Raw genomic sequence first — 25304 nt, 5'->3', positions numbered from 1 at the left:
ACAATCCAATGAACCTATAATCTGAGGTCCCACATTACCTTCTTCCGGGCAATCATGCTTCTGATTGGGAGTTATCCTGTGAATGCATCTCTCCCTGCTCCCTTATGATGTGTGGCAGCACCTCAAGGAGCACATCCTCAGCATCCTCCCTGTCTATCACCCTTCTTGCCACTATCTTCCCGTTCCTGAAGATGGTCACGTTGCTGTCACCCACCTCAACCATGACAACACCCATCTTCTCTGAGCATCGGGGCTCCATCTCCCCCAGCTTTTCACAGGTTTCCTTTATATCGATGTGGTAGGGCAGTTTAACCTCGAACATTATCCTTGATTCAGCATCCCTGCAGGGCCTGTAGAGTACGATGTCATCCTCACCCCCCCTATAGCCTGTGAGGTCCAGAAGCACCCTCTTAAACCCAACGGCCCTCAACTCATTCTCTATATGCCTCAGATTTCCGGGACTGAGGAGCCTCTCTGGTTCATCAACCTCTATTATCGCAGAATCCCCCTCATGTCTGACCCTCACGGTGCCCTCACCGTAGAGTCCCCTGACGAGGGTTTCAGCATATGAGACCCTGTTTATCCTTTCAGGTGTTATCTCCTGATCCTTTATCCTTGTTGCAAGGCATGTGGTGTTCTCTGAATATTCAAGGTTCCTCTTTTTTAGATATTCAAGGACATCACGCCGCGTAATCCCTGCATCAAGTAGAGGTGTCTCTATCCCCAGGAGATGGTTAACCAGGGTTCCAGGGCGGTCCTCCAACATGTCGCTTGCAGTGGTGCCATCCAGGACCACCTCAAATCCCCTTTTTCTGGCCTCATGGAGTATTGAGGTGTATATGATGTTCTTGCATACAAGACACCTCTGGGGGGTGTTACTCACAAATTCCTGGTTTTCAAGCAGAGGTCTGTTTATTATAAAGTGCTCCACCCCAAGGGATCGGGCAATTGATGACGCATTTTCTATGAAGCCACGGGGCATGACACCTGTGTCAACTGTGAATGCAGCAACGGCATCAGCAGACTCCACTGCAATATCAAGCAGTGCTGTGCTATCAGCCCCACCCGAGAATCCAACAGCAACCCTCCTACCCTTAAGGGCATCCTTCACCTTTTTTATCTTTGATTCAAGATTCATGAGGTCCACATCCCTGATCCTGATCATCAGAGCTTACCAGTCGCTTAATGTAATTTATAACCTCAAGGGCATCCTCCCTTTTTATATCCCTCCCTTCAGATTCAAGGAATGAACTGAGGGATGCCTTTCTGTTTTCAGGTATTTCTGCATCATGCAGAATCCTCTGGTAGTTCCTCAGGGGGTAGAAAAGGTTCTTGGCGATTTTCATGAGTTCTCTGAAGTCATCTTCACCGATGATGCCCCTTTCGAGGGCCCTTTTAAAGTTAAAATGAATGCTCACAAGGGAATCAGAGAGGGCCTCAAGGGTTTCAGGGTTGAAGGCAACTGCAACATCATCATCAGATTCCAAATCACCGTTGAGGTAGGCCCTGAAGATACGACCGACTCCCACCATCCCCAGTTCATGAAGTTCGGAGGCCCTTAGTGCGCCCATACTGGCCCCCCCAACAACGGTAACACCCTTCCTGAGGGCTTTAATGATTTCACGGTGCCCCACTGCCGGGCTCTGATGGAAAACACCGTCAATTATCCCTATTATATATGGCTTCTCAGAGAGAGCGTCATGGATGTCACCCCGCTTCACCGGTGGCCTGTAATCTGCCCTGAGGATATCTGATGCCTCACTGTGTGAAAGCGATGGTCCTGTAAATATTATGATCTTTCTTCCAGGCATATGAGTATCTAGTGTGTAGGGTCACTTAATCCTTTCATTATGATCTTTCTTTCATGTATATGAGTTATCTAGTGTGTAGGGTCACTTAATCCTTTCATTATGATCTTTCTTTCATGTATATGAGTTATCTAGTGTGTAGGGTCACTTAATCCTTTCATCTGTTACCCTATGTCTCTTTCATGTGATGTACTGGATGTTTTTATCTGAGGGATGACCTTATGCGTCCCCCCACCCTTTCAGGGTCAACAGAGAAAACCTCAAGTCCCGGTACAATGACCCTTACAACTGGAACACCAACATCACGGGTTAGATCCACATAGAGTGTCTGTTTCAGACCAGCATTCTTCAGTTTATCCAGGGTGATCTCAAGGTCCCTCTGGAATGACCTTTTTGAGAGATCATCCATATCCTCAAGTGCAACTGTATCATCGGGTTCAGAGAACCAGTGCCTGTTTAGCCTCTTCATCCTCTCATAACCGGCCCTCCTCATGAACTCCGCCCTTACGGTGTCCTCCCTGGTACCGTGTATCTGGGTAGCCCTGCTCTGGGCAACCTCTGTGAGGGCCCTTATAACTGCAATTTCAGGGTCAAGATGGGTCCCCACACCCATGGTGAGGAGTGCAGGGTCCCTGAGCACAACATCATCTGCAACCGCGGCAACCGTTGCAACGCCAGTGTCAGCGGTGAGATCCACAAGTGTTATCTCAACCCCTGCCCTCTGGAACCTTTCAAGGAGACACATTATAATCCTGTTATCTGTCCCTGAGCAGTCGATCTCTATCCTGGGGCCCCTCCTAGCCTCAAAGAGGCTCCAGGCGTCTCTCTCTATAACCTCCATGAGACCATGGAATATGGCCTCCTCCAGGACGTTGCCGGATGCAAGTCCATTGGTGTTGGATCTGAAGAGACTAACACATCCCTCAGGGGGATTGTAAGGGTGAAACACTGCATTTGCAGGTACATGAACCTTTTCCTGGCTCTTTATGTCCTCTGCAATTATCCACTCAACTTCAGAGTCTCTATCAACGTTTTGAGGGAGAATAAGTGCTTCAGGGTCCACCCGTTTATCCATATCAGATGGATGGGCCCGCAGTGTTTCGTCCAGGGGACTTCTCTCAGCAGAGTACCTTTCAAAGGCCTCCATCATTGCAGAGGCCCTTGCCTGTTTTCTGGTGGCACCCTTACCTGCGTATATGCTAACGGCACCCTCCTCTGCTGTTGGCCTTATGGCTGAGAATACCGGTATGCCTATACGGTCAAGGTGCGTTATCTCGGTTATCCTTGTGACACCTATGGCCCTGAGTTTTTCCCTGAACGCCCTGAGTGTCTCCGAGGGCTTCATGGCCCGGTGCGTGCATCCAACATACTTAACAGGGATATCCCGGAACATCTAGATCACTTGGAACAGTCTGGTGAATGTGAGTGCAAATGCAGATGCGGCTGCAATGAGCCATATGAGGGGGTTCCATCTGAAAACCTTGGCACCATCAAGTACAGCGATGGGTATGAGGTTAAAGAGGGCAAGGAAGCTGTTAACGGTGTATCCAAGTACAGCAACATATCTAAATGGGGATGGAAGTACAGATGAGGCCATGAGGAATATGAGGGCCAGCATCATGTTGGTGAGGGGTCCTGCAATTGATATCTTCCCGTTAACATCCCTGTCAATGTAGGTTCCATGAATGTAAACGGCCCCCGGGGCTGCGAAGACGAATCCAAAGTAGGATGTTACAAGAGCCAGTATTAGGCCCTCTGGCCAGAGCCGGTATTCGGCCCAGAATCCATACCTCATTGCCATTAACTTATGGGCGATCTCATGGAGGACAAATCCAAGCCCCACGGTAACCAGGGTTGCCGGAAGCAGAATCAGCGCGACCTGCAGGTTTCTAGCTGAGAACACATAGGCGAATACCCCTGCGATCACGACCATTGAGATCAGAATATCCCTTACCTCTCCCTTACTGAATCTAACCATGTTTATATTAACATGGCACGGGGCTTATAATGCTTTCCATTGCTGGATTGAGACTGCCTTTACATTATCTGAAGAAATTTAATGGCAATCCCCTGATTTATGTCGAAAAATTAAATGCCTTGGAAGATTATTTCTTAGAATCCACTGACATCCTGTCGGTGTAGGGTGGCTCCCTGAATTCTATCCTGAAAAGTCCACCGTCTGCCCCTGAAAAGGTGAGGGTTCCGTCAAGCTGTTCTGTGAGGATTTCAACAAGTTTGAAGCCAAGGGACTTGCTCTTCCTGAGATCCTCCTCCCTGAACCCCACGCCATCATCCCTCACCTCAAGAATACAGGTAGAGTCCCTCCTTTTAAATCTGACTGTGATCTTCCCCCTATCCCTTCCCTTAAAGGCATGCTTGAGTGCATTGGTTACCAGTTCACTCAGTATGAGGCCAAGGGGAATTGAGGTCTCAAGGCTCAAATTTATCTCATCGGCTTCAAGTGAGAATTTTATATCCTTTCCCTGGGAGTATGACCTCTGGAGGTTTTTCAGGAGTCTGGAGGCGTACAATCCAAAGTCTATGGAGCTGAAATCACCTGAGCGGTATAGCTGCTCATGTATGAGTCCCATGGACCTTATCCGGTCCTGGCTTTCCTCAAGGAGATCCCTGCAGGTGGGATCATTGATGCTGTGGCTCTGAAGGCTCAGGAGACTTGAAATTATCTGGAGGTTGTTCTTTACCCTGTGGTGTATCTCACTCAGAAGGACCTCCTTCTCCCTCAGGGACCTTCTGAGTTCCGCCTCCATCTTCAGCCTCTCGGTTATATCCCTGGCCACCAGGACAGCGTACCCTTCACCATCAAAATCAACCAGGTCCACCTTTATCTCAACAGGTATCAGTTCGCGGTTCCTCTTTATAAGGTGCCCCTCCATTGTTATCCTTTCATCATTACCCTCAAGGATCTCACTGAAGCGGGGATGCATGTCCTCGGGCAGAAGATCATAGATCCTGTGCCCGGGTATATCACGGGTTGAATACCCCAGTTTTGCGCAGGCCGATCGGTTGGCGTCTGTAAGTTCACCTCCGGGTATTTTAACCAGGAATATGGCGTCATCTGTACAGTCAAGGAGTTTTTTGAACCTCCTGAGTTCTGCGAGTGACTCCTGAAGACGGGGATAGTAACTCTTTCTTATGGATTTTTCACCGAACCCTATTATCTTCTCCCTTAGGGTTTCCCAGTCCCTATCAGACATTTCATCACACCTCAAGGTCCATAGAGGGCCCTCCTGAATATCTCCTCAACATCCCTCTGTTCTGGCCTGACAGGGTTTGTGACTATGCAGGGATCCCTCATTGAGGTCTCTGCAAGGGCGGGTATGTCATCCTCATCAACACCGAGGTCTTTCAGTGTTATGTCCATTCCCAGGGCCTCCCGGAATTCCCCTATGTGTCCCTTGAGTTCCTCCAGACCCGAACCCTCAAGGCCCATGGCCCCTGCGATTTTGAGGTACCGCTCCCTTGCGGCTTTGAAGTTGAATTCAATAACGTATTCAAGGAGGAGAGCATTTGCCTCACCATGGGGTATGTCCAGCATCCCACCGAGGCTGTGGGCCATGGCATGCACAAGTCCCAGACTGGCGTTGGAGAATGCAAGACCAGCCTCAAGGCTTGCAAGCATCATATCCTCACGGTAATCCATGTTATCGGGTTCAAGTACAGCCCGGGGCAGGGCGCGGTTTATGATGCCTATTGAGTCGAGGGCGTTTAGGTCGGTCAGGTGGAAGCTTGCATTGGATACGTACGCCTCAATGGCATGTGCGAGGGCATCCATACCCGTCGCAGCTGTCAGCTCACCATCCATGGTGAGAGTGGTTTCCGGGTCTATGAGGGATGCATCAGGAATCATTGCCTTGCTTATGATGGCCATCTTGACCCTCCTGCGGGTATCCATGATTATCACAAACTGGGATACATCTGCACCTGTGCCGGCGGTTGTGGGGATGCATATAATTGGAACCGATGGTATGGGGATGCGGTCAACACCCTCAAAATCCAGCACATTCATCCTGTTGGATACAACAGCACCCATGGCCTTTGCACAGTCAATGGGGCTTCCGCCGCCCAGCGCAACTATCATGTTGCACTCCTCTGCATCAAAGACCTCAGCACCCTCCATGACCTCGTGGTCGCGGGGATTTGGTGTTACATCACTGAATATGACATAATCAAGGCCCTCCTCACTGAGACTACCTGTAACGTCATCCACAAGTCCAGTCCCCATTATACCATGATCTGTTACAAGGAGGACCCTGCTGGCCCCGAGGTTTGAAGCGTATCTTCCAGCTAGGAACCTGGCCCCGTTTCCAAAAACAAATTCAGCCGTCACAAATTTCCGAAGCTCCCCCATCCTAACCACCTGTGCAGATGCCGGTGATGGCTACATACATATAAATTAGGTGTAATGATCAATATAAAACTTGGGTGTTACACTGTCCATAGATTTTAGCGGTGATCATATGGCGGTCTGTGAGTACTGTGGGGTTGATGGTTATTATGGTCGTGAAATTGCCAGCACAGACAAATGGATTGTTTACCTTGCACCGAGCCAGCGCTACCTTGCAACCTGTGTGGTGGCCCTCCGGAGGAAATGCAGGGACCTATCTGAACTAAACAACGATGAGTGGGTTGACTTCTCAGTGGTGGTGAGTGCACTTGAATCCGCTGTGGGGAGCCTTTTTGGTCCGGACCTCTTCAACTGGAGCTGCTTTAAAAATTCGGCTTTCAGGTCTGAAAATCCGGACCCAGAGGTGCACTGGCACTTCATCCCCCGCTACAGGAGACCCGTGAAATTTGGAGGGGAGGTCTTCCGGGACCCTGACTTTGGTCACATACCTTTACCCATTGAGTGCAGGTCACCCGATGAGGTTATGGATGAACTTGAACTGGTCATTAAAAGAGCTGTTATGGAAAGTCTGGGTGATGTACTTGGAAAGGATTGAAAGGGCACTTGAAACTATCTCCGGTAAAGCTGACAGGGCACTCATAACAAAGAGGGAGAACATATACTACCTCACAGGGTTCATGCCAACGGTCACGGCCTTCCTGTTCCTGACTGATGAACCGGTTCTCTTTGTAAATGAAATGGACATCGAGTCAGCAGAGGGATGCGGGATTCATGTTGATGTCTTTAAGAAAGTATCTGATGTGTCTGAAATGGTTGAACCCGGGGCACTTGCGGTTGAACCCTCCATGCCGGTGGGTCTCATTGAGAGAATCGGTCTTGGCAGTGACTTTCAGGTGATGGATCCCATCGCAGAGCTTAGGATGGTCAAGGACAGGGAGGAGATAGGAAGGATGGATAAAGCCCTTAAAATTGCCGAGGAATCATTTAAGGAAATTGAATTCCATGGCAGCGAATCTGAGATAGCCGCCAGACTGGACTACATTATGCGTCTTGGAGGTTCAGAGGGGGTTTCATTCGACACCATCGTAACATCGGCCTCAAGGTCAAGCATGCCCCATGCGGTACCCACCTCTAACGATTTAGGCTCCCCTTTACTGGTTGACTGGGGCGCTGTTCACAGCGGCTACCACTCCGACACCACAAGGACATTCGTGGAGAGTGAACGGGAACATGAGGTCCTGGATATACTGATTGAAGCCAAAAGGGAGGGTTTGAGGGCAGCTAAACCTGGTGTAAGGGCATGTGAAGTTGACAGTGCAGTGCGGGGTGTTATAGATGAATATGGCTACGCTAATAATTTCATACACTCAAGCGGCCATGGTGTTGGACTTGAGGTCCATGAGAGGCCATCACTTTCATCCGACGATAAAACGGTTCTCACTGAGGGAATGGTCCTCACCATTGAACCAGGGATATACCTTCCCGGTGAATTCGGTGTGAGGCTGGAGGACATGTTCGTTGTGGGTGGCGGGGTAATGAACCGCCTACCTGATCACCTGGGGTGGATATAGAAGGTGGCGCTGTCCCATGTGACCTTCCACCATTTCTGGCAATGAAATAATAGTATAAATAATAGGCTGTAAATAATTAGTAACGGTAAGGACTTCAAGTGGTGTGTAGATGGCAGTATTACCGGCAGCATTGAAACCTGTGAGCGAGGCCCTGGAGAGCATATTACCTGATAAACTGCTCCTCAGGGTGCAGGAAACGCTCATAAGGACTGGCCTTTATGTGAAGGCATCTGAGATAATAACTCTTGCATTTCTCGCTGGGGCACTCTTCGCTGTTCTTGGATCAGTTGTAGCCGCAGTTACAGGTCTGAATGTTATCCTTGCAGTAATTGTGGGATTCTCCATGCCATCAATCCTTCTTGGGGCCTACATCTTTGTCATGATGGAGAGGCGTGTTGATGCCATTGAGCAGTCAACCCCCGACTTCCTCCGTCAGATAGCATCACTGCTGAGGGCAGGGGTAGGCCTTGAATCGGCCCTGGAGGACGTATCCAAACAGGGTGAGGGACCACTCTACGATGAACTCAGGAGGGCGGTTATTGAGATAAAGATCGGGCGGACATTCGATGATGCCATACTCTCCATGAGCGAACGGCTCAAATCCAAGAACCTTGACAGGACATTCAGGATGATCCTTGAGGGTAGAAGGGCAGGAGGAAGCCTATCTGATGTAATTGAGACAGTTGCAGAGGATCTCAGGGCGGTTCTGGCACTCAAGAGGGAGAGGAAGGCCAATGTTATGATGTCTGTGATGTTCCTTATTGTCGCCGCCATAATCGCGGCACCATTCGCCCTTGGAATGATAATGGTCTACTCGGGATTCATGGAGTCTGTGGGGAAACCCAACCCCATCCTTGGCGCCGCCAAGATCGCCGCTGCAGGTTACATCATAATACACTCCATAATCGCTGGACTGCTGATTGGCATCATAATGTATGGGAGCGCAAGGAAGGGTGTTAAGTTCTCTGTGCCACTTTCAATCGTGGCCTACGCAATATTCTATGTTATAGGCAAATTTGGATTGAGCCTTGTTGGAAGCATGGCACCATAGGAGGTTAAGGTTTTGTCAGGGGGTTTAATTGCTGATGATTCAGGTCAGGGGTCAGCCGAGCTGATACTTGTATTTGGAGGTATAATAGTCATCGTGACCTTTGCGGTGGTGTGGTACCGCAACTATGTGAGCTCATCTCAGACTGCAATGAACTCTGATGTTCAGAACGTCACCAACTCCATTAAGGGACTCAAGAACAAGTTCTAATTTTAAGGTGGTCATATGGACATGATCATTGATGGTGAATACGTGGGGGGAGATAACCGTTTCAGTGTCAGGAACCCCTTCAATGGCAGGGAGGTTGACACTGTACCCATCGCAGGCAGGGATGATGTGTTGAGGGCCCTTGAGGCGGCCCACCGTGCAAAAGGTGCCATGTCTGATCTTTCTGCCAGGCGCATCTCGGAGAACCTCCATGATGTGGCTGATGAGCTCAGGGCAGAGATGGATGAATTTGCCCGTCTCATAACCCTTGAGTCAGGTAAACCCATAAGGTTCTCACGTGATGAGGTTAAAAGGTCAGTTGAAACCGCACGTCTGTGTGCAGAGGAGGCAGGAAGGCTCTACGGCGAATCAATACCCATGGATGCAGGTATTGGCGGGAAGGGTCTTATTGGATTCACTGTAAGAATCCCGCTTGGGGTCGTGGCCGCGATAACCCCATTCAACTATCCACTCAATCTCGCCATCCATAAGGTTGGGCCGGCGCTGGCAGCAGGTAACACCACTGTTCTCAAGCCTTCACTTGAGGCGCCCCTCTCCGCACTTAGACTCTGTGAGATACTGAATGAGCACTTCCCGCAGGGTGCTGTTAATGCTCTAACAGGGAGGGGCCGGGAGGTGGGGGATGTTATAATAGATAGCCCCCTCGTGGATAAGATAACATTCACAGGCAGTGTGGAGGTTGGAAGATACATATCCCGGAGGGCCTCAATGAAGAAGGTTACCCTTGAACTGGGAGGCAACGATCCCCTCATCGTCATGGATGACGCAGACGTTGACTCTGCAGTTGAGGCCGCGGTGAGGGGTTCCTATCTTTACTCTGGACAGGTTTGCATCGCGGTTAAGAGGATGGTGGTCCATGAAGATGTGGCCGACGAATTTGCAGATAAACTTGTGGATAAAACCCGCAGGTTAAGGGCCGGGGATCCACTTGACCCGAAAACTGATATAGGACCGCTTATAAATGAGGAGGCGGCCATTGAGGTTGAAAGGCGAATTGAGGGTGCCGTTGATGATGGTGCCCAGCTTCTCCATGGGGGGTCAAGGAGTGGCAACTTTGTTGAGCCCACCGTCCTTGACCATGTGCGTCCTGAGATGGAGGTTGTTTCAGAGGAAACCTTTGGGCCGGTTTCCCCGATTATAAGGTTTTCTGATGCTGATGAGGCTGTAGGGATTGCAAATGGTACATGCTATGCACTTCAGGCAGGGGTTTTTACTGAGAACATAAGAACCGCCCTGAAGATGGCATCTGAGATCGAGGCGGGCACGGTTCTTGTGAACAAACAGTCCACCTTCAGGGTGGACCATATGCCCTTTGGCGGGTTCAGGTGCAGTGGAATGGGTAAGGAGGGCGTTAAGTACGCCATAGAGGACATGACCCGGACCAAACTTGTGGTTTTAAACAGCAGATGATTTCACATGTCCCATCAACATTTAACAGCATTTGATTAACCGAAGGATCATCGCTATTTAAGGAATAATGCCGGGGCTTTTGGCTGAAAACAGGGTCTTATATTTTCCAATTCTTTAATAAAAAAACCATATTATTTATTTTTTTAATAATAGACGAACATGTCTTATTTGAACCATTTGAATTGACGATGTTAATTAAAAATGGCTATAAACATATTTCAGTTCACTTTTAATTATATGGAGAGATAGTAGACATTTAAATTAAATTAAGTCATTATAAATTTGAAATAACAGATTTTTATCTCAATAAAAAAATATAAAATTTACTATTTTATAAATTCAAAAAAGTTTTTATATTAGATATATGAATAAACATTTTTACAGCTATGTGGAGGTGAAACATTGAAAACTGAATATAAATTGCTGTCATTGATGCTTCTCGTTGTCTTTGCAGCGGGCATCTCAGGAGCATCGGCGACAGCCATACCCAATGATGCCGTGAGCCTGAAGATGCAGCAGAATGCATCTGACCCGGCACAGATAATTGTGGATGTAAACTACAGTGATGACCTTCAGGATGTTGATCAGAGTTTAGCCGTTGATGCAAAACTTGAACTCGTAAGCGGTAACATAACAGGCTCAGAAATAAAATGGTACTACACAGGTGACCTCAGCGGACCCTTTGCAAACTACACGGTCCCTGAGGGTTTTAGCACCGTCTGGCTCAGTTCATTCACAAATGCACCGGTACCTCAGGGAGCTGCAAAACTGTACATGGAGGACGGCAAAAGCTACAGGTGGCTCTTTGCAATTGAAAATGCAAAGGGCAAGGTATTCACGGTGAGGGCAAACTCAGTGGCCTTCCAGATGGGTGCCGGTGGACCTGAAAATGAAACCGTACTCAACTCAACCCAGCTCACAGTGGACCTGCAGCCACACTTCACCCTGGAAAACCTGACGGTCACACCAGAATCTGGCAACGCACCCCTTGATGTGACTGTCAAAGTTAATGTCACAAACACCGGTATTGAAGACGAATTCACAGCAGAACTCAGGGTCAACGGTGAGGTTAAGGATACAAAAACTGTGAACGTCCCAACAGGTCAAACTGTCCCTGTAACATTCACATACACCCTCCCAGCAGGGCTCTACAATGTTACAGTCAATGACATGGTACCTTTCAGTGTCAAATCAATCCCCTCAACACCGACAGCATCACCAGTTCCCGGTATCTACATGAACAATGTAACAGTGACACTGACAGGTCCAGAGGGGTCAGTGATCTATTACACCCTTAACGGGTCAAATCCAACTGTTAACAGCACAAAATACACAGCACCAGTTCTCCTCACAAAATCAGCGACACTAAAATTCATCGCTGTTGTTAACGGAGCATCCTCTGCAGTGTCCTCAGCCACCTACACTGTTATGAAACCGGTAACCCTCAGCTACTATGTCAATGAAAAGGTTAAAAAGTGGTACAAAAAATGGTACAGGTACAGGGGCAAATGGAGATACGAGTGGAGGTACTACTGGACCTACAGGTACGTTAAGAGGATCAGCAGCTTCTGGCAGATAGCCTGATCCATTTTATTTTTACATTTTTTGGAAAATGTATTAACAGAGATACCTATACTTGTTTTATGGACGAACTAATGAACTGCAAGCTATGCGAATGGAGGTGCGGGGCAAACCGTTCCGCAGGTGAGAGGGGCGTCTGTGGGGCTGCGGAGACTGAGATCGCCTACACATCAATTACAGATGTCCTGAAAAGTTACTCGATAACCCTCCTGTCCTGCCCCTTCAGGTGTGCCTACTGCAATGCCTACAGGATATCACAGTACCCTGACTCAGGGTGGGTCTACAGGGGTCATGTGAAACCTGAGGATCTGGCATTGGAGGCGTTGAGGGAACTTGAAGCACATGGTATATCAAATCTGAGCTTTACTGGCGGGGAACCCACAATACACACACCCTACATCGAAAGGATGCTGCATGAAATAAAAGGTGAATGCGATGCTGATGTCATGGTGGCAACAAATGGCTTTCAAACACCTGAAACATTAAAACGCATCATAAGGTTCACCTCACTCTTCAGTTTTGAGATAAAGGCCATTTCAGATGAACTCCACAGAAACCTGACAGGGGCACCAGTGGCTCCTGTACTCCGCAACGCAGCCTACCTTGCAGAGAAATTCCCTGAAAAGATACGGGTCTTCAGGACGGTTGTGATACCCGGTATAAACCACCATGAGATAGGTGAGATAGCATCATTCATTGCAGAAATAAATCCAGAGATCCCCTACCGCCTCATAGGTTTCAGACCGAACTTCCTTCTATACTACCACAGGGGACCAGGCAGAAAACTTATGGAGAAACTCGTGGATGATTGCAGGGCAGAGGGCCTTGAAAGGGTTGATTATTCAGGATACTACCCATTATCAGAATTGAAGCTTGAGGACCGTCTGAGAAAAGCAGGATGCGGTCTGCCAAGGGACTGCGGAAGCTGCAGATATGAAGTGTGCAGGGCGATTCTCAGGGAGCCATGGAGGAGTTAACCAGCCAGGAACTCCTCCACGAGGTTCCTTGTCTCGTTAAGCGCCTCAAGAGGTATCCCCCTGGGCATTTCACCAGGGATCCCTTCAACGCCCCTCAGAACACCGTCGGCACCAAGGAACATGCCCTCACTAACAACACCCATGAAGTTCTGGGGCGGTAAAAGGGCCACCGCCACCCTGTCATTCTCCCTTACATCAGGGTCATTTGTAACCACCTTTATGGACCTTCCACCCACATTAACATTGCAGATCTGAAGTTTATCCGCAGATGGGTGCCCCCCAACACTCATAACCTCACCTGCAACTATATCAACTGCAATAACAGGATCTGATATCTTTCCAAGCATCAGCCGACCCCTAAGGTTTCCGATGGTGTTCATGAAGAACTTCACCTTTGCTATGTTCTCCTCAACCCTCTCCCTCTCATCCCTTGAGGCCCCATCAAGGAATTTACGGCTCCAGTCCTCACCCCCCAGGGCATCGGTTATCTCCTTAAGTTTTTCCTCAATACTCATCATCTCAGGACTTGCTGCAAGGTCCTCGGGTTCAAGGTATGAGTATATGAGGCTCTGCAGTATCCTCTCAATCTCAGAGGCGGCCTGGATGGCCGGTTTCTTCTTCCACTGCCCCCTGAAACCCCCTGCCTCCAGGGCCCTCCTGAAGAGGTCAACTGCCTTAACTGCAACCATGAGCCTGTAATCCTTACTGGTGTCCCACATTTCAATCACAATCCAGAATCATTTTTTTTAATTCCAGCAACAGCCTTTTCCTGCCACTTCAGTAATCTGTTATTTCCCTATAACTATTTAAGCTATGAACAATAATATTAACCAACAGCAGGTTATGCAGCAGCGCTACATGTTTAAACTGCCGGTGGTGGAAAGATGGTTGAATTATCCAGTCTATATGGACTTGAAATATACACCTCAAGGGGTAAGTACGTTGGAAGGGTTCAGGACGTTGTTCTCAACATCAAAAAGGGACGTGTATCAACACTGAAGGTCCGTCCAATGAGACACGATAAGAAGAATGTGGGTATAAAGGATGTCCTCAAGACCAGCATAAGGATAGTCCCTGAATCATCAGATGAGATAAGACCCATACAGGAGGAGGGAATCATAGACATAAACTATGAACGTGTCCAGGCGGTTGGAGATATACTCATAATATCTCCTGATGTTTCAGCGGAGAAAAAGGTAAACCCCATTGAATCCTGATTCTTTCTGTGTGATGACATGATCGTGGGTATAGTGGGCTGCGGTGCAATAGCCAACCTTATAGCGGGTTTCGTGAGGGACGGCAAGGTGCCCGTTGAACTGGGATTCTTCTATGACAGGGACCTTGAGAGGGCAGAGAACCTGGCGTCCATGGTGAACGGGACCGCGGTCCTTGATGTTGCAGACATGATCCCCCACGTTGACCTTGTGGTGGAAGCAGCATCACCTGAGGCTGTGAGGGAACTGGTCCCCGGGATACTTGAGGCCGGCAGGGACGTCATCGTTATGAGTGTAGGTGCCCTCATGGACCCTGAATTAAGGGGTCTGCTTGAGAAGAAGGCCTCAGAGAATAACGCTGAGATACATGTACCCTCAGGGGCAATAGTGGGTCTCGATGGTCTTAAGGCGGCATCCATGGGCAGTATAGAGTCAGTTAAACTTGTTACAAGGAAACCCCCACGGTCCCTGGGAATCAGCATGGATGAGAAGAAGGTCCTTTACACTGGGAAGGCATCAGAGGCCGTTAAGAGGTTTCCCCTTAACATAAATGTGGCTGCAGCCATCAGTATCGCCTGTGGACGGGATATTGATGTTGAGATAATAGCAGACCCTGCAGTTGACCGTAACGTCCATGAGTTGACCGTTAAGGGGGACTTCGGGGAGTTCAAGACAATAACAGAGAATGTCAGGTGCTCCATAAACCCCAAGACAAGTGTGATGGCCGCATATTCCGCCATAAGACTCCTTAAATCCCTCAGTGAGAACATGCGCATTGGAACCTGATGGCATGATGCGAGAACATGAAATCTACTCAAACCTCAGGGTGCCACCATCCTCCAGCATAATACTGAGGCTTGATGGGAGGGGCTTCCACAGGTTAACAGCAAAGGCAGGGTTCAGGAGGCCCTATGATGATGTCTTCCGTGACCTCATGGTTTCAGCATGCCTTGAGATCATGAATGAGTTCAGTCCATCCTTCATATACACTTTCTCTGATGAGATCAATGTACTCCTGGATTCTGTTCCATTCTCTGGAAGGGTTGAGAAGCTTGACTCGGTCTTCCCGGCTTTTTTATCGTCATCATTTACACTCGGGGCCGTCAGCAGGGGTTTATCACTTGATAAACCTGTTTCATTTGACTGCAGGGTTATACCACTGGGCAGGGAGCTGGTCTGGGAGTACTTCAGGTCAAGGCAGAATGAGGCCTGGAGAAACTGCCTCAACAGCTATGCATACTGGACACTGAGGGATGAAATGGATAGAGATGATGCTGCGAGAACTCTGAATGGGATGAAATCGGATTCCCTCCATGAACTGCTCTTTGAGAGGGGTTTGAACATCTCAGAGGTGCCCGCATGGCAGCGAAGGGGTATAGGGGTCTACAGGGCTCCGGTGAAGGTGAGGGGCTACAATCCCATCACCGACAGGGAGGTCTCTGCTGTGAGGATGAGGGTGAGGGTCGACATGGAGCTTCCCCTCTTCACAGAGGAATTCTTTGAGGGGCTCAAGGGTTTGAAGGAAGACAACGGATCAGAGAGTGCCTGATAGAATGGGTTTAATTGAAAGGATCCTTAATTTTATGGGTGTGAAACCGGTAAGGAGAGCGCTGGTTGATTCCGATGTCATTGAGGAGGCCCTGGAGATCGCAAAAAAGTCACATCCCCACGAATTTGTGGCGCTCCTTGAGGGAAAACAGGAGGGTGATGCCCTTCACATCACGGGCCTCATATTCCTCCCATCAAGGACCTCTGATGAGGGTGCTGTCATGGATGTCCTGATGCTCCCACCATTCACAGGTACTGTGGGGTCGGTGCACTCCCATCCGGGTCCCAGCAATTTACCATCGGGTGCTGATATGCAGTTCTTCTCAAAAAATGGTCTTTTTCATATGATAATATCATACCCATATAGTATGGATACTGTGGCAGCCTATACTAGAGAGGGCGTTCCTGTTGATTTCCAGGTGGTTGAGCCAGATGATAACCTTTCATAATAATGTTGATCATTAGCTTGAATTTTCACATAATATGATGGGATTTTATCCATGATTGGATTAGAACATATAAAATCAAAAAACATTGAATGTTGGCGGGTATTTTTTGAATTTCCAGAATTAACCTTGATTGTATTGGTTCTTCCAATGTTTTTTCTATCTGGACTCTGCTGCTAATTGAATGTAAGTTCTGAGTTTCCATTCATCAGCTGGAACCGATCAGGAGATGGTATATTCATACCGGTTATGAACGCTGGGAATGAAGCTTCTAAATTGTTTTGAGATGGTATATTCACACCGTTATCAGTGTAGGGTGTGAAAACAGGTAACATGATGGCGGCAGATTACAGGTCATCATTCACAACAAAATGAAAAGGGGTTACTCCCAGTTCCTGAGGTCAGGATTGAGAGCAAGTTATATTTCTATTGCAACAGCATCGTCCACGTTCTCAAGCTTCTTGACCTCATCTATGACCTCAGAGGGGACACTCTGGTCAACCTTGAGGACCATGACCGCCTCGCCACCGATCTCCTTCCTTCCCACCTGCATGGTGGCTATGTTTATCTGGTGCTCGCCCAGCTTGGTTCCAATGGCCCCTATGGTACCCGGGAGGTCCCTGTAGCGTGCTATTATCATGGTACCCTCTGGCTTCACATCCACCCTGTAGCCATTGATACCGATTATCGTGGGTTCCTTGATATGGGTGGCCTCCACGCTGAACTCGCCCCTGTCGGAGACAGCCCTTACCATTATGATGGACCTGTAGCCATCAGCCTCTGACCTTCGGGCCTCTGTAACCATGATACCCCTCTTCTTTGCAATTGCCGGGGCATTTATGAGGTTCACAGGTTCTGTGAGTATGGGGTTGAGTATGGCCTGAAGCATGGTCCTTGTGAGGATGTCGAACTGCATCTCTGCAAGTTCACCGCAGTATGTGACATCCAGTTTCTCTATGTTACCGGGCAGGGCCTGTGTGATGATGCTGCCCAGTTTCTCTGCGATCTCGGTGTAGGGTCTGAGGGACTTGTAGGTCTCCTGATCCATCACTGGCATGTTTAGGACGTTCCTCGGGGCACCTCCCTGGAAAACGGTTTTTATCTCATTTGCAACTATTATTGCAGCGTCCCTCTGGGCCTCGGCGGTTGAAGCTCCTATGTGTGGCGTCAGGACCACGTTTTCCAGTTCAAGGAGAGGGCTGCCCTCTGGAGGCTCCTCCTCAAAGACGTCAAGTGCTGCGCCAGCTATTTCGCCCTCTGTGAGGGCTCTGTGGAGGGCTTCCTCATCGATTATACCGCCACGGGCACAGTTAACTATGAATGCGGTTTCCTTCATCAGTTTGAATTCATCATCTGAGATCAGGTGCCTTGTCTCAGGTGTTAGGGGGACATGTATGGTTACGATGTCTGATTCCCTCAGGAGGGTTTCAAGGTCCGTGACGGTCACACCCATCTCCTCGGCGGCCTCCCTGCTTATGTATGGGTCATAGACCAGTATGTCCATTCCGAAGGCCTTTGTCCTCACAACAACCTGTGAACCTATACGGCCCATACCGATTATACCGAGGGTTTTGCCGTTGAGCTCTATACCCATGAACCTGTTCTTCTCCCATTTACCCTCCTTTACGGATTTATCTGCAAGGGAGATCTTCCTTGCAAGGGCCAGCATGAGGCCTATTGAATGTTCGGCAACTGTTATGGATGTTGACTCAGGGGCATTTATGACCATTATACCCCTCTCTGTGGCGGCCTTAACATCCACGTTGTCAACACCCACACCCGCCCTTGCGATTATCTTGAGGCGGGGGGCTGCCTCTATGACGTCCCTTGTGACCTTGGTCCGGCTCCTGACAACTATGGCATCGAAGTCCTTTATGGCCTCGAGGAGCTCTTCGGGTGTTATGGTTGTGTTAACCACAACCTCCGCCACCTCTTCAAGTTCGGATATTCCCTTCTCATTGATGGAATCAGCAATAAGAACTTTCATCTCTGGCATAATTTCACCACACTTATCACAATGAAGATTTTATAGAATGATAGAGAATCTATAGAGGTAGTGTATATTATAATTATTGGTGTTATGAGGAGGACTTTATCATGTTCACAGGTTCGGTCAGTGTTAATGGAATTGAACTCCCGGAGGCGTTCCTGGGAAGCGCACCCTTCACTGCAGCACCCTATTTTGGGCATCGATCGAGGCTCTATGAGATGGACCTCAAAAGGAAGCCTGAAAATATTGCAGAGGTTATCATGGGAGCATATGATGTGGGTGTGAGGGGTTTCCAGGTCATACCTGAGAATCAGGTCCTTGAGGCCCTTGAGATGGTGAGGGATGCTGGCTGTGATCTGACCCTCATGGGTACTGTGAGACATGAACACTTTGAAGAGGACCTTGAGACTCTATCTCAACTTGGGTCCACCGCAGTGCTTCTTGATGAACACTACACGGACTTACTCCCGGCATCCAGGGTCTCTGAGCTCCTTGATGAGGTGGAAGGGATGCTCAGGGGTCTTGCCACAACCATGCCCCGGAAGACAACAGGGAGGCTGATTGATGAGGGTATTGATAACTTTGAGCTCTACATGGTCCCCATCAACAGACTTGGCTACATGACAGATTTCCCGGTTTTCCTTGAGGATGAACGGATGGAACTCGGAAAGCTTCTTGATGAACTTGGAAAAACCGTGGTTGCTGAGAAGGTCCTTGCAGCCGGGATAATACCTCCTTCTGAGGCATTTAAGTTCATAGAAAGTCTTGAATATGTGGACATGGTTGCAGTTGGTGTTGCATCGGTATCTGAGGCAGGTGAAACCTTCAGAGAACTCTTTAGGATATGATATGGAGATTTTTTCATCGTATTGGTTTTTCAGAGGTAGGTACATAAAATAAAATTCTGAGCTGATAAGTCTCTCTGTTGGGGGTGTTTGATGGAAGAGCGGGGCTCATGGTGGGGATGAGCCGTTGATACATATCTCTGTCGGGGCGATGAGCTGCCCAGATTTTTCACAGCTACTGTGAATTTTGGCAGTAAGCCAGGATAAACAATGGTACCCTACAACATTTTTGTCATCGTGGAATATATGGATTCCTATCAGGCGTTTTCATTAAATCGCTTTTCCTTCTGCTTCTTGTTTATCTGGATGTTTTTCTGTGCATGGTCCTGTTTCCACTCTTACTGTGTCGCCTGGTTCTGTGTCGTCTATGGCGGCCTTTATGGTGCCATATCCTGTGCCTGTCCTTTTAAATGGGACGGCATAGGATTATTCTCTATACCTGCATTGTTGGCTGCTGCAACACTGGCTGAGAACGCTATCAAAAAAGCATGGCGGATATTACAGGTTTTAAAGGGTTCAGCTAGCGCAAATAAAATATTTTCAAAATATAAAAGGGTTTTTTGACTGTTGAAGGTGTTCCATGTGGTGATCTTGAATGGCCGTGAAATATGGTACTGTACTGATGAAAAGAATGGGTGGATCAATGATTCATAAAACTAAAAGGGGATGGAAGGGGTGCAAAAATTCTTCAGCTGCTAGCTGCAGGTCCTCCTTTCTGCTATTACCTTCAGGAAGTCCCTGCTGCTTTCCATATCATTTATCTCCCAGCTCTTGATCACAGGGACACCCTCAAGGTTCTCCCTTATACGGGGGCTGTCAATGATAAAAACAGATTCTGAGCCACTTATGAGTGACAGATCCCGCAGGGGTACAGCCATCCTCCTGAGGGTCCTCGAATCTCTCCCCTTTTCAAGGTCCGTTATGACGGTCCTCTCAAATTCCATTTCCTTTGCAACGGCATCAAAGGGGGTCCTTTGGGTCTCGATCATCCCGAATCCAATATCACCCAGCCTACCTGAAGGTTTTATCTCCACATCCCCCCTCTCAGGCACACTGAAGATGTCAATTGAGAGTGTTATTCTCACATTGAGCAGTTCCTCAAGTACCATGGCTGTTTCGGCTGAGGCCCTTGCAAGTCCATTCTCATACTTGTAGATCGTCTTGCGTGATACATGGGCGAGGTCTGCCAGGTCCTTAAGTGATAGCCTGTATTCCTCACGGACCTCCTTCAGGGTTCTCCCATCTATGTGCACATAGTAGCCCCCGCGGTCAGCTATCACCTCAGGGCACTCACCATCAACCACAATGTTCCTGAATGTCTCAGGGGCAACAACAGGGATGCCGTGCCTCTCATAGACAACATCCTCCTCAAGGTACTCTGTCTTTGACCTTATACCGATGAGGAGTGGTGATGCAAGGAACGTGTGTGCAAGGGTTTTTATCTCATGGGCCTGCAAACTATTTATACCATCAATGTTCACAAGGACCTTAAGTAGGAGTAGCAGGAGCTTTCTCCTCGCCATCAGGTCAAAACAGCTCCGCTCATATATATGGGATGTTTCAAATCCGTTGTTGACAAGAAGTTCATGTATCTCCCTTAATACATGTTCTCTTTTAACAGATTTATCCAACTGGATCACCAGGTGATTTAATGTATAGAATTCATGTGGGTATAGATGATACCGACTCCCCGGATGGGATGTGCACAACCTATATATCATGCTTTATAATCCATGAACTTAAAAGTTGTGGTTTCTCTCCTGACGGTTACCCGCGCCTCATAAGACTAAACCCCTTCGCACCCCATAAAACGAGGGGTAACGGGGCAGTGGCATTCACCATAAAGGCTGAATCAGAGGATGAAATCAGAGAGATCAAGAATAAAGTCCTTCAAAGGGTTGAGGAACTTGCAGAACTTGATAATGACAGAACAAACCCTGGAGTGGTCTTCTATACGGGAGAAATCACTGATGCCATGAGAAAATTTGCCATATCAGCCATAAGAAGAATAATTAAAATCGAAGACGCGCTCAGGGTTGCAGAGGCTGTTGGGGCAGAGGTTCATGGCTTCAAGAAGGGGCGTGGGATCATAGGGGCTCTCGCAGCCATTGGATGCCCCCTGGAGGACCGTACATACGAACTTCTCACCTACAGGATCCCTGAAAACTATGGCAAACCCCGCCAGATAGATCCTGAATCAGTCAGACTCATGGACTCTGAGACCGGTAGGGAGACCTTCGATAACATTGACGGGGACTACATTGCAATAGAACCGCATACGCCATGCCCCATACTGTATGGTATCAGGGGAGAATCCCCTGAGGTGCTTCTGAGGGCGATGGAGATGGTTGATGTCTCTGAGGAGATAGAGAGGTTCTGCATCTTCGAGACAAACCAGCACACAGATCAGCATATACAGGACGCCCCCAGCATAGCTGCCATGGAAACCTTTGGCTGTTACCGTGTCAGAGGTGAGGTGCTCGACAGACCAAAGGTAATCGAGGGTGGCCACGTCTTCTTCACACTTGGCGATGCTTCAGGAGAAATCGAATGTGGCGCATATGAGCCAACAAAGGACTTCAGGAAGGTTATCCTTGAACTCATACCTGGGGACATGGTCACGGTTTATGGGGGTATCGGGGCCCAGGGGACACTCAACATTGAAAAGATACGCCTTGAGAGGGCATCTGAACTCTACGTTGAGGAGAACCCCCTCTGCACCTGTGGCAGGCGCATGAAATCTGCAGGCAGGAATAAGGGATTCAAGTGTCCCTCCTGCGGACGGAGGCTAAGAAATTCCAGGAAGGTTAAGAGGGTACTTGAGAGGCCGGTCAGGGAGGGGTACTATGAGGTTCCCACCTGCGCCAGGAGACATCTCTCAAAGCAGCTTGTCAGAATGGGAATCAGGGGGGGCAGATACCCTGATTGACTTAAATAAACGGAACCCCTGCAGGTGAATATCCTCAGCAGGAGTTAATAAAAAATAGGAACCTTTATAACAATCACTGTTATATTTAAAGGCAACATAGTAGCATCAATGATAACCGCAAAGCTCGCGCAATTTGCATCATCACTCTCATACACTGATCTACCTCCCCAAATCATTGAAAAGGCCAGGATATGCATCCTGGACTTCATGGGAGTCGCACTCAGGGGTTCAGAGGAAAGGAGCGGAATCTCAGCTCTAAGGGCACTTGGCACCGGGCAGGGCAATGTGATGGTTATAGGCCATGGAAGAGGTTCCGATGAAAGAGCAGCCCTTCTGAATGGTATATTCGCCCATAATCTTGACCTTGATGACGGCCACAGGGGGGCCCAGCTGCACCCGGGGGCATGCGTGATCCCCGCGGCCCTGGCAGCTGCAGAGGCCATGGATGCAGAGTTCAAGGAGTTCATAGCAGGGGTTGTGGCAGGTTATGAGGTGGCCATCTTCATGGGTCTCCTCGCAAACCCCGGTCACAGGGAGAGGGGCTTCCACACCACAGGTACCTGTGGCACGTTTGGGGCCGCCGCAGCCGCAGCCAGCGTAATGGGCCTTGACTTCGAGGAGACAGTCAATGCACTGGGACTTGCAGGGACCCAGGCAGCAGGACTCCTTGAGTCAGACCATTCAGGGTCAATGGGCAAGCACCTTCACGCCGGGAGGGCGGCCCATTCAGGTCTTATATCTGCAAAGCTTGCATCGGAGGGTTTCACCGGGGCAGAGTCCATAATTGAGGGAAAGGAGGGATTCATCAATGCAATGTGCCAGTCTCCATCAGGAACACCTGAAACTGGCGTGTTCCACATAGGAGACGTTTACCTCAAGAGGTACCCTGTCTGCAGGCACCTCCACTCCGCCCTTGACTGCGCCCTTGAGATACTTGAAATGACCAGATTCTCCGCATCAGAGATCCATGATGTCCTTGTGGAGACCTATGAGGTTGCAGCAGAACACGACAACTATTCCCCAAAAACCATTGAGGCGGTGAGGCAGAGTTTGCCTGTTTCACTGGCCATACTCATGGAGAAAGGGGATCTGAACATTGAGGATCTTGAGATAACATCTGATGTCAGGGAGACGGCATCAAAGATCAGAATAATGGTGGATCCAGAGATGCAGGGAATGAAGAACAGGAGACCTGCACGTGTTACGGTGAGACTCAGGGATGGTAGTGTTCACACGGCCTTCAGAGAGCTCCCATCAGGGGAACCAGAGGACCCCTACACCTGGGAGGACATCCTTGAGAAGTTCGCCCTCCTGAACCCGGGTTACAGGAGAGATAAACTGGGGGTCCTCAGGGGTGCATGGTCAGAGACAACCTCAGAGGTAATCTCTGAGGTCCTTGATTGATGCATTGGAGCGAGCTGATGGTGGCTCCTTAGGTTTACACATGCTCAGAACATTCATGGGCTACTGATTAAAGGGTATAATTAAAACTGGAGGTGAAAAGTTGGAAAAAACCCGCAGATACCTTGATAGAATAGGAATAGGAGTTCCCAAAGGTGAATCAGAGAAGAGATTCAGTGACGGTGGACAGTACCGCTTTGAGGTCCCCGGGATACAGAGACCTGGGGCCATGAGGGCCCTCCTTGATGCAATGGAAGAACACGACGTCAGGGTCCACAGGGTAACCCAGACAAAGGGTATAATGCTCCTAACCGACGGTGAGATTGAGGAGATGGCTGAAATGGCCCGTGAAGCCGATATAGAACTCTTCCTGAGTGTGGGTCCTCGGGCAACCTACGATACAAGTGCATCTGCAAGGACCCCGGAGGGCTCAAGGATAGGTTACAGGCTGAGGGGATACGACAACCTGGTTTATGCGGTTGAGGATGTGAGGAGAGCGGCTGAACTGGGCGTGAGGGGCATAGTGGTCTATGATGAGGGACTCCTATGGGTTCTGGGGAGGATGCGTGGTGACGGTGAACTTCCAGCGGACCTCCACTTCAAGGTTTCAGCCCACTGCGGGCACGGTAACCCTGCATCAGCACGGCTACTTCAGGATATAGGCGCCGATTCCCTCAACCCTGTGAGGGACCTCCAGATACCCATGCTTGCAGCGATAAGGGAGGCCACTGACATTTCAATCGATGTCCACACAGAGAACCCCAAATCATCCGGTGGATTCATAAGGCACTATGAGGTCCCTGATATCATAAGGTATGCATCCCCGGTTTACCTCAAAACAGGGGGATCTGTGGCTGGACACCATGGATGGGACACCACAGAGTCACAGGCCCGTGAGAGGATAAGGCAGGTTGTACTTGTTAGGGACATGATAGAGCGTTACTACCCTGAAGCGGTGTTTTCATCAGGAGAGGACCTGGCGGTACCTGTGGGGGGAAGGTAGATTGGATATAGCAGCAAGGGTGAGGGATGCCCTTGTGGAGGCCGGCACAACCACGCCACCGGATGTTATGAGGGCATATAAACGGGCACTTGAGAGGGAAGAGGATGAAAAGGCCGCATGGATCCTTGAACTTCTCATTAAGAATGCCAGGATAGCCAAAGAAAGCGGCAGACCCCTCTGTGATGACACCGGAATACCCCATGTCCTTGTGGAGGTGGGTGAGGACTCCTTCATCCCCGCCGGCTTTTTCAACCTCATAAGGAGGGGGATTGCTGAGGGCCTACTCAAACTTCCAGGAAGGCCAATGGCGGTGCGTGGCGATGAGATTGAGAGGATAGAGCAGAGCAGGGGTCTCTACAGTGACCCATCAAAACTTCCCCCTGCACCATTCCTTGTTGACTCAGTCCCGGGAGATGAGGTCAGAATCCATGTTCTCCTCCTTGGAGGCGGCCCTGAGATAAGGGCGAGGACCAGGAGGGTTTTTCACAGACACAGTTATAGAAAAGTATTTGAGGAAGTTCTGACATGGATGAAAACAGAGGTCCCTTTACTTGGATGCACCCCGTGCATACCTGTTATAGGTATTGGGAGAACTCATTTTGAGGCCACAGGCCTTATGCTCAGGGCAATGGCCACTGGAAGCCTTGATGAGCAGTCTGAAATTGAGGATTACATTACAGAATCCCTTAACAGTACCGGAACAGGACCCCTGGGTCTTGGGGGATCCACAACAGCCCTTGGTTCCCTGGTGAATGTGGGGCCTCAAAGGGCCAGCGGTGTCAGAATAGTCTCAATGAGGCTGGCATGCTGTGTGGAGCCGAGAAGGGCAACCATAAAACTGTAGATCTCTGAGGTGGATGAATGGCTATAGGAAAGGATTCACTTGAAAACGTATTCAGGATGGGTTCCCCGAAGTGGAGGACTTCCATTACGAGGGTT

25 protein-coding genes are annotated in these 25304 nt (G+C 49.1%); 16 read left to right on the top strand and 9 right to left on the bottom strand.

The window, feature by feature from the left end:
- Positions 1–52: 52 nt before the first annotated feature.
- The 6 genes from ACPLJI_RS01760 to ercA form a co-directional block, all read right to left on the bottom strand.
- Positions 53–1165, bottom strand: a complete 1113-nt coding sequence (locus ACPLJI_RS01760) for a 7-cyano-7-deazaguanine synthase (protein ID WP_424730192.1) — start codon at positions 1163–1165, stop codon at positions 53–55.
- Positions 1128–1811, bottom strand: coding sequence for a TfuA-related McrA-glycine thioamidation protein (locus ACPLJI_RS01755; protein ID WP_424730191.1), 684 nt, complete (start codon positions 1809–1811; stop codon positions 1128–1130). The genes ACPLJI_RS01760 and ACPLJI_RS01755 overlap by 38 nt, the downstream gene beginning before the upstream one ends.
- A gap of 199 nt (positions 1812–2010) precedes the next feature.
- Positions 2011–3201: a YcaO-related McrA-glycine thioamidation protein gene (locus ACPLJI_RS01750; RefSeq protein WP_424730517.1), complete on the bottom strand. Its 1191-nt coding sequence runs from the start codon at positions 3199–3201 to the stop codon at positions 2011–2013.
- Positions 3202–3786: a site-2 protease family protein gene (locus ACPLJI_RS01745; RefSeq protein WP_424730516.1), complete on the bottom strand. Its 585-nt coding sequence runs from the start codon at positions 3784–3786 to the stop codon at positions 3202–3204.
- Positions 3787–3913: 127 nt separating this feature from the next.
- Positions 3914–5023 carry a sensor histidine kinase gene (locus tag ACPLJI_RS01740; protein ID WP_424730515.1) on the bottom strand — a complete coding sequence of 370 codons (1110 nt, stop codon included), beginning with the start codon at positions 5021–5023 and terminating at the stop codon, positions 3914–3916.
- Between the two features lie 11 nt (positions 5024–5034).
- Positions 5035–6177 carry an alcohol dehydrogenase-like regulatory protein ErcA gene (gene ercA / locus ACPLJI_RS01735; protein WP_424730514.1) on the bottom strand — a complete coding sequence of 381 codons (1143 nt, stop codon included), beginning with the start codon at positions 6175–6177 and terminating at the stop codon, positions 5035–5037.
- Between the two features lie 109 nt (positions 6178–6286).
- Here ercA and ACPLJI_RS01730 point away from each other — a divergent pair, with 109 nt between their 5' ends.
- From ACPLJI_RS01730 to ACPLJI_RS01700, 7 genes are all read left to right on the top strand, one after another.
- The gene (locus ACPLJI_RS01730; protein ID WP_424730513.1) at positions 6287–6769 is read left to right on the top strand and encodes an HIT family protein; all 483 of its coding nucleotides are present in this window, start codon (positions 6287–6289) and stop codon (positions 6767–6769) included.
- Positions 6756–7745 (top strand): M24 family metallopeptidase, encoded by a 990-nt coding sequence (locus ACPLJI_RS01725; RefSeq protein WP_424730512.1) that lies wholly within the window; start codon positions 6756–6758, stop codon positions 7743–7745. Before ACPLJI_RS01730 ends, ACPLJI_RS01725 begins: the two co-directional genes overlap by 14 nt.
- A 109-nt stretch (positions 7746–7854) precedes the next feature.
- Complete coding sequence (locus tag ACPLJI_RS01720; RefSeq protein WP_424730511.1) at positions 7855–8796, top strand: type II secretion system F family protein; 942 nt, start codon at positions 7855–7857, stop codon at positions 8794–8796.
- A gap of 12 nt (positions 8797–8808) precedes the next feature.
- Positions 8809–9003, top strand: a complete 195-nt coding sequence (locus ACPLJI_RS01715; RefSeq protein ID WP_147671624.1) for a class III signal peptide-containing protein — start codon at positions 8809–8811, stop codon at positions 9001–9003.
- 15 nt (positions 9004–9018) lie between these two features.
- A complete protein-coding gene (locus tag ACPLJI_RS01710) occupies positions 9019–10431 on the top strand; it encodes a lactaldehyde dehydrogenase (protein ID WP_424730510.1) in 1413 nt (470 codons plus the stop codon).
- Between the two features lie 402 nt (positions 10432–10833).
- The gene (locus ACPLJI_RS01705; RefSeq protein ID WP_424730509.1) at positions 10834–12015 is read left to right on the top strand and encodes a chitobiase/beta-hexosaminidase C-terminal domain-containing protein; all 1182 of its coding nucleotides are present in this window, start codon (positions 10834–10836) and stop codon (positions 12013–12015) included.
- A gap of 59 nt (positions 12016–12074) precedes the next feature.
- Positions 12075–12989, top strand: a complete 915-nt coding sequence (locus tag ACPLJI_RS01700; RefSeq protein ID WP_321210974.1) for a radical SAM protein — start codon at positions 12075–12077, stop codon at positions 12987–12989.
- On the opposite strand, the gene ACPLJI_RS01695 is transcribed toward ACPLJI_RS01700, so the two are convergent.
- A complete protein-coding gene (locus ACPLJI_RS01695; protein ID WP_424730518.1) occupies positions 12986–13708 on the bottom strand; it encodes a tRNA-binding protein in 723 nt (240 codons plus the stop codon). The two genes, ACPLJI_RS01700 and ACPLJI_RS01695, sit on opposite strands and share 4 nt — an antisense overlap.
- Positions 13709–13873: 165 nt before the next feature.
- Here ACPLJI_RS01695 and ACPLJI_RS01690 point away from each other — a divergent pair, with 165 nt between their 5' ends.
- The 4 genes from ACPLJI_RS01690 to ACPLJI_RS01675 are packed head-to-tail and all read left to right on the top strand — an operon-like array spanning position 13874 to position 16200.
- Positions 13874–14206, top strand: coding sequence for a PRC-barrel domain-containing protein (locus tag ACPLJI_RS01690; RefSeq protein ID WP_321210973.1), 333 nt, complete (start codon positions 13874–13876; stop codon positions 14204–14206).
- Between the two features lie 18 nt (positions 14207–14224).
- The gene (locus ACPLJI_RS01685; protein ID WP_424741095.1) at positions 14225–14989 is read left to right on the top strand and encodes an aspartate dehydrogenase; all 765 of its coding nucleotides are present in this window, start codon (positions 14225–14227) and stop codon (positions 14987–14989) included.
- A gap of 7 nt (positions 14990–14996) precedes the next feature.
- Positions 14997–15752, top strand: a complete 756-nt coding sequence (locus tag ACPLJI_RS01680; RefSeq protein WP_321210971.1) for a tRNA(His) guanylyltransferase Thg1 family protein — start codon at positions 14997–14999, stop codon at positions 15750–15752.
- Positions 15753–15756: 4 nt separating this feature from the next.
- Positions 15757–16200: a Mov34/MPN/PAD-1 family protein gene (locus tag ACPLJI_RS01675; RefSeq protein ID WP_424731506.1), complete on the top strand. Its 444-nt coding sequence runs from the start codon at positions 15757–15759 to the stop codon at positions 16198–16200.
- A gap of 415 nt (positions 16201–16615) precedes the next feature.
- Here the strand turns inward: ACPLJI_RS01675 and serA are convergent, their stop codons facing one another.
- Entirely contained in the window at positions 16616–18184 is a 1569-nt protein-coding gene (serA, locus tag ACPLJI_RS01670; RefSeq protein WP_424731511.1) for a phosphoglycerate dehydrogenase, read from the bottom strand.
- Between the two features lie 110 nt (positions 18185–18294).
- Between serA and ACPLJI_RS01665 the strand changes: the two genes are divergently transcribed.
- Entirely contained in the window at positions 18295–19035 is a 741-nt protein-coding gene (locus ACPLJI_RS01665; RefSeq protein ID WP_424731507.1) for a hypothetical protein, read from the top strand.
- Between the two features lie 692 nt (positions 19036–19727).
- Here the strand turns inward: ACPLJI_RS01665 and ACPLJI_RS01660 are convergent.
- Entirely contained in the window at positions 19728–20663 is a 936-nt protein-coding gene (locus ACPLJI_RS01660; RefSeq protein WP_424731508.1) for a transcriptional regulator, read from the bottom strand.
- Positions 20664–20683: 20 nt separating this feature from the next.
- Between ACPLJI_RS01660 and ACPLJI_RS01655 the strand changes: the two genes are divergently transcribed.
- From ACPLJI_RS01655 to ACPLJI_RS01640, 4 genes are all read left to right on the top strand, one after another.
- On the top strand, positions 20684–21961 hold the full coding sequence (locus tag ACPLJI_RS01655) for a TiaS agmantine-binding domain-containing protein (protein WP_424731509.1): 1278 nt from the start codon (positions 20684–20686) through the stop codon (positions 21959–21961).
- A gap of 108 nt (positions 21962–22069) precedes the next feature.
- The gene (locus ACPLJI_RS01650; RefSeq protein WP_424741094.1) at positions 22070–23365 is read left to right on the top strand and encodes an MmgE/PrpD family protein; all 1296 of its coding nucleotides are present in this window, start codon (positions 22070–22072) and stop codon (positions 23363–23365) included.
- Positions 23366–23465: 100 nt separating this feature from the next.
- A complete protein-coding gene (locus ACPLJI_RS01645) occupies positions 23466–24365 on the top strand; it encodes a peptidase (RefSeq protein ID WP_321210964.1) in 900 nt (299 codons plus the stop codon).
- A gap of 1 nt (position 24366) precedes the next feature.
- Positions 24367–25209, top strand: coding sequence for a fumarate hydratase (locus tag ACPLJI_RS01640; RefSeq protein WP_321210963.1), 843 nt, complete (start codon positions 24367–24369; stop codon positions 25207–25209).
- Positions 25210–25304 lie beyond the last annotated feature (95 nt).

This window comes from Methanothermobacter sp., from assembly GCF_049720995.1.
Classification (GTDB): Archaea; Methanobacteriota; Methanobacteria; order Methanobacteriales; family Methanothermobacteraceae; genus Methanothermobacter.
This window is presented reverse-complemented; position numbering and strand designations above follow the sequence as displayed.

Coding starts and splice junctions, on each gene's coding strand:
- ACPLJI_RS01760 (WP_424730192.1), bottom strand. CDS start 1,165: ATGATCAGGATCAGGGATGTGGACCTCATGAATCTTGAATCAAAGATA.
- ACPLJI_RS01755 (WP_424730191.1), bottom strand. CDS start 1,811: ATGCCTGGAAGAAAGATCATAATATTTACAGGACCATCGCTTTCACAC.
- ACPLJI_RS01750 (WP_424730517.1), bottom strand. CDS start 3,201: ATGTTCCGGGATATCCCTGTTAAGTATGTTGGATGCACGCACCGGGCC.
- ACPLJI_RS01745 (WP_424730516.1), bottom strand. CDS start 3,786: ATGGTTAGATTCAGTAAGGGAGAGGTAAGGGATATTCTGATCTCAATG.
- ACPLJI_RS01740 (WP_424730515.1), bottom strand. CDS start 5,023: ATGTCTGATAGGGACTGGGAAACCCTAAGGGAGAAGATAATAGGGTTC.
- ercA (WP_424730514.1), bottom strand. CDS start 6,177: ATGGGGGAGCTTCGGAAATTTGTGACGGCTGAATTTGTTTTTGGAAAC.
- ACPLJI_RS01730 (WP_424730513.1), top strand. CDS start 6,287: ATGGCGGTCTGTGAGTACTGTGGGGTTGATGGTTATTATGGTCGTGAA.
- ACPLJI_RS01720 (WP_424730511.1), top strand. CDS start 7,855: ATGGCAGTATTACCGGCAGCATTGAAACCTGTGAGCGAGGCCCTGGAG.
- ACPLJI_RS01710 (WP_424730510.1), top strand. CDS start 9,019: ATGGACATGATCATTGATGGTGAATACGTGGGGGGAGATAACCGTTTC.
- ACPLJI_RS01700 (WP_321210974.1), top strand. CDS start 12,075: ATGGACGAACTAATGAACTGCAAGCTATGCGAATGGAGGTGCGGGGCA.
- ACPLJI_RS01695 (WP_424730518.1), bottom strand. CDS start 13,708: ATGTGGGACACCAGTAAGGATTACAGGCTCATGGTTGCAGTTAAGGCA.
- ACPLJI_RS01690 (WP_321210973.1), top strand. CDS start 13,874: ATGGTTGAATTATCCAGTCTATATGGACTTGAAATATACACCTCAAGG.
- ACPLJI_RS01685 (WP_424741095.1), top strand. CDS start 14,225: ATGATCGTGGGTATAGTGGGCTGCGGTGCAATAGCCAACCTTATAGCG.
- ACPLJI_RS01680 (WP_321210971.1), top strand. CDS start 14,997: ATGCGAGAACATGAAATCTACTCAAACCTCAGGGTGCCACCATCCTCC.
- ACPLJI_RS01675 (WP_424731506.1), top strand. CDS start 15,757: ATGGGTTTAATTGAAAGGATCCTTAATTTTATGGGTGTGAAACCGGTA.
- serA (WP_424731511.1), bottom strand. CDS start 18,184: ATGAAAGTTCTTATTGCTGATTCCATCAATGAGAAGGGAATATCCGAA.
- ACPLJI_RS01665 (WP_424731507.1), top strand. CDS start 18,295: ATGTTCACAGGTTCGGTCAGTGTTAATGGAATTGAACTCCCGGAGGCG.
- ACPLJI_RS01655 (WP_424731509.1), top strand. CDS start 20,684: ATGTATAGAATTCATGTGGGTATAGATGATACCGACTCCCCGGATGGG.
- ACPLJI_RS01650 (WP_424741094.1), top strand. CDS start 22,070: ATGATAACCGCAAAGCTCGCGCAATTTGCATCATCACTCTCATACACT.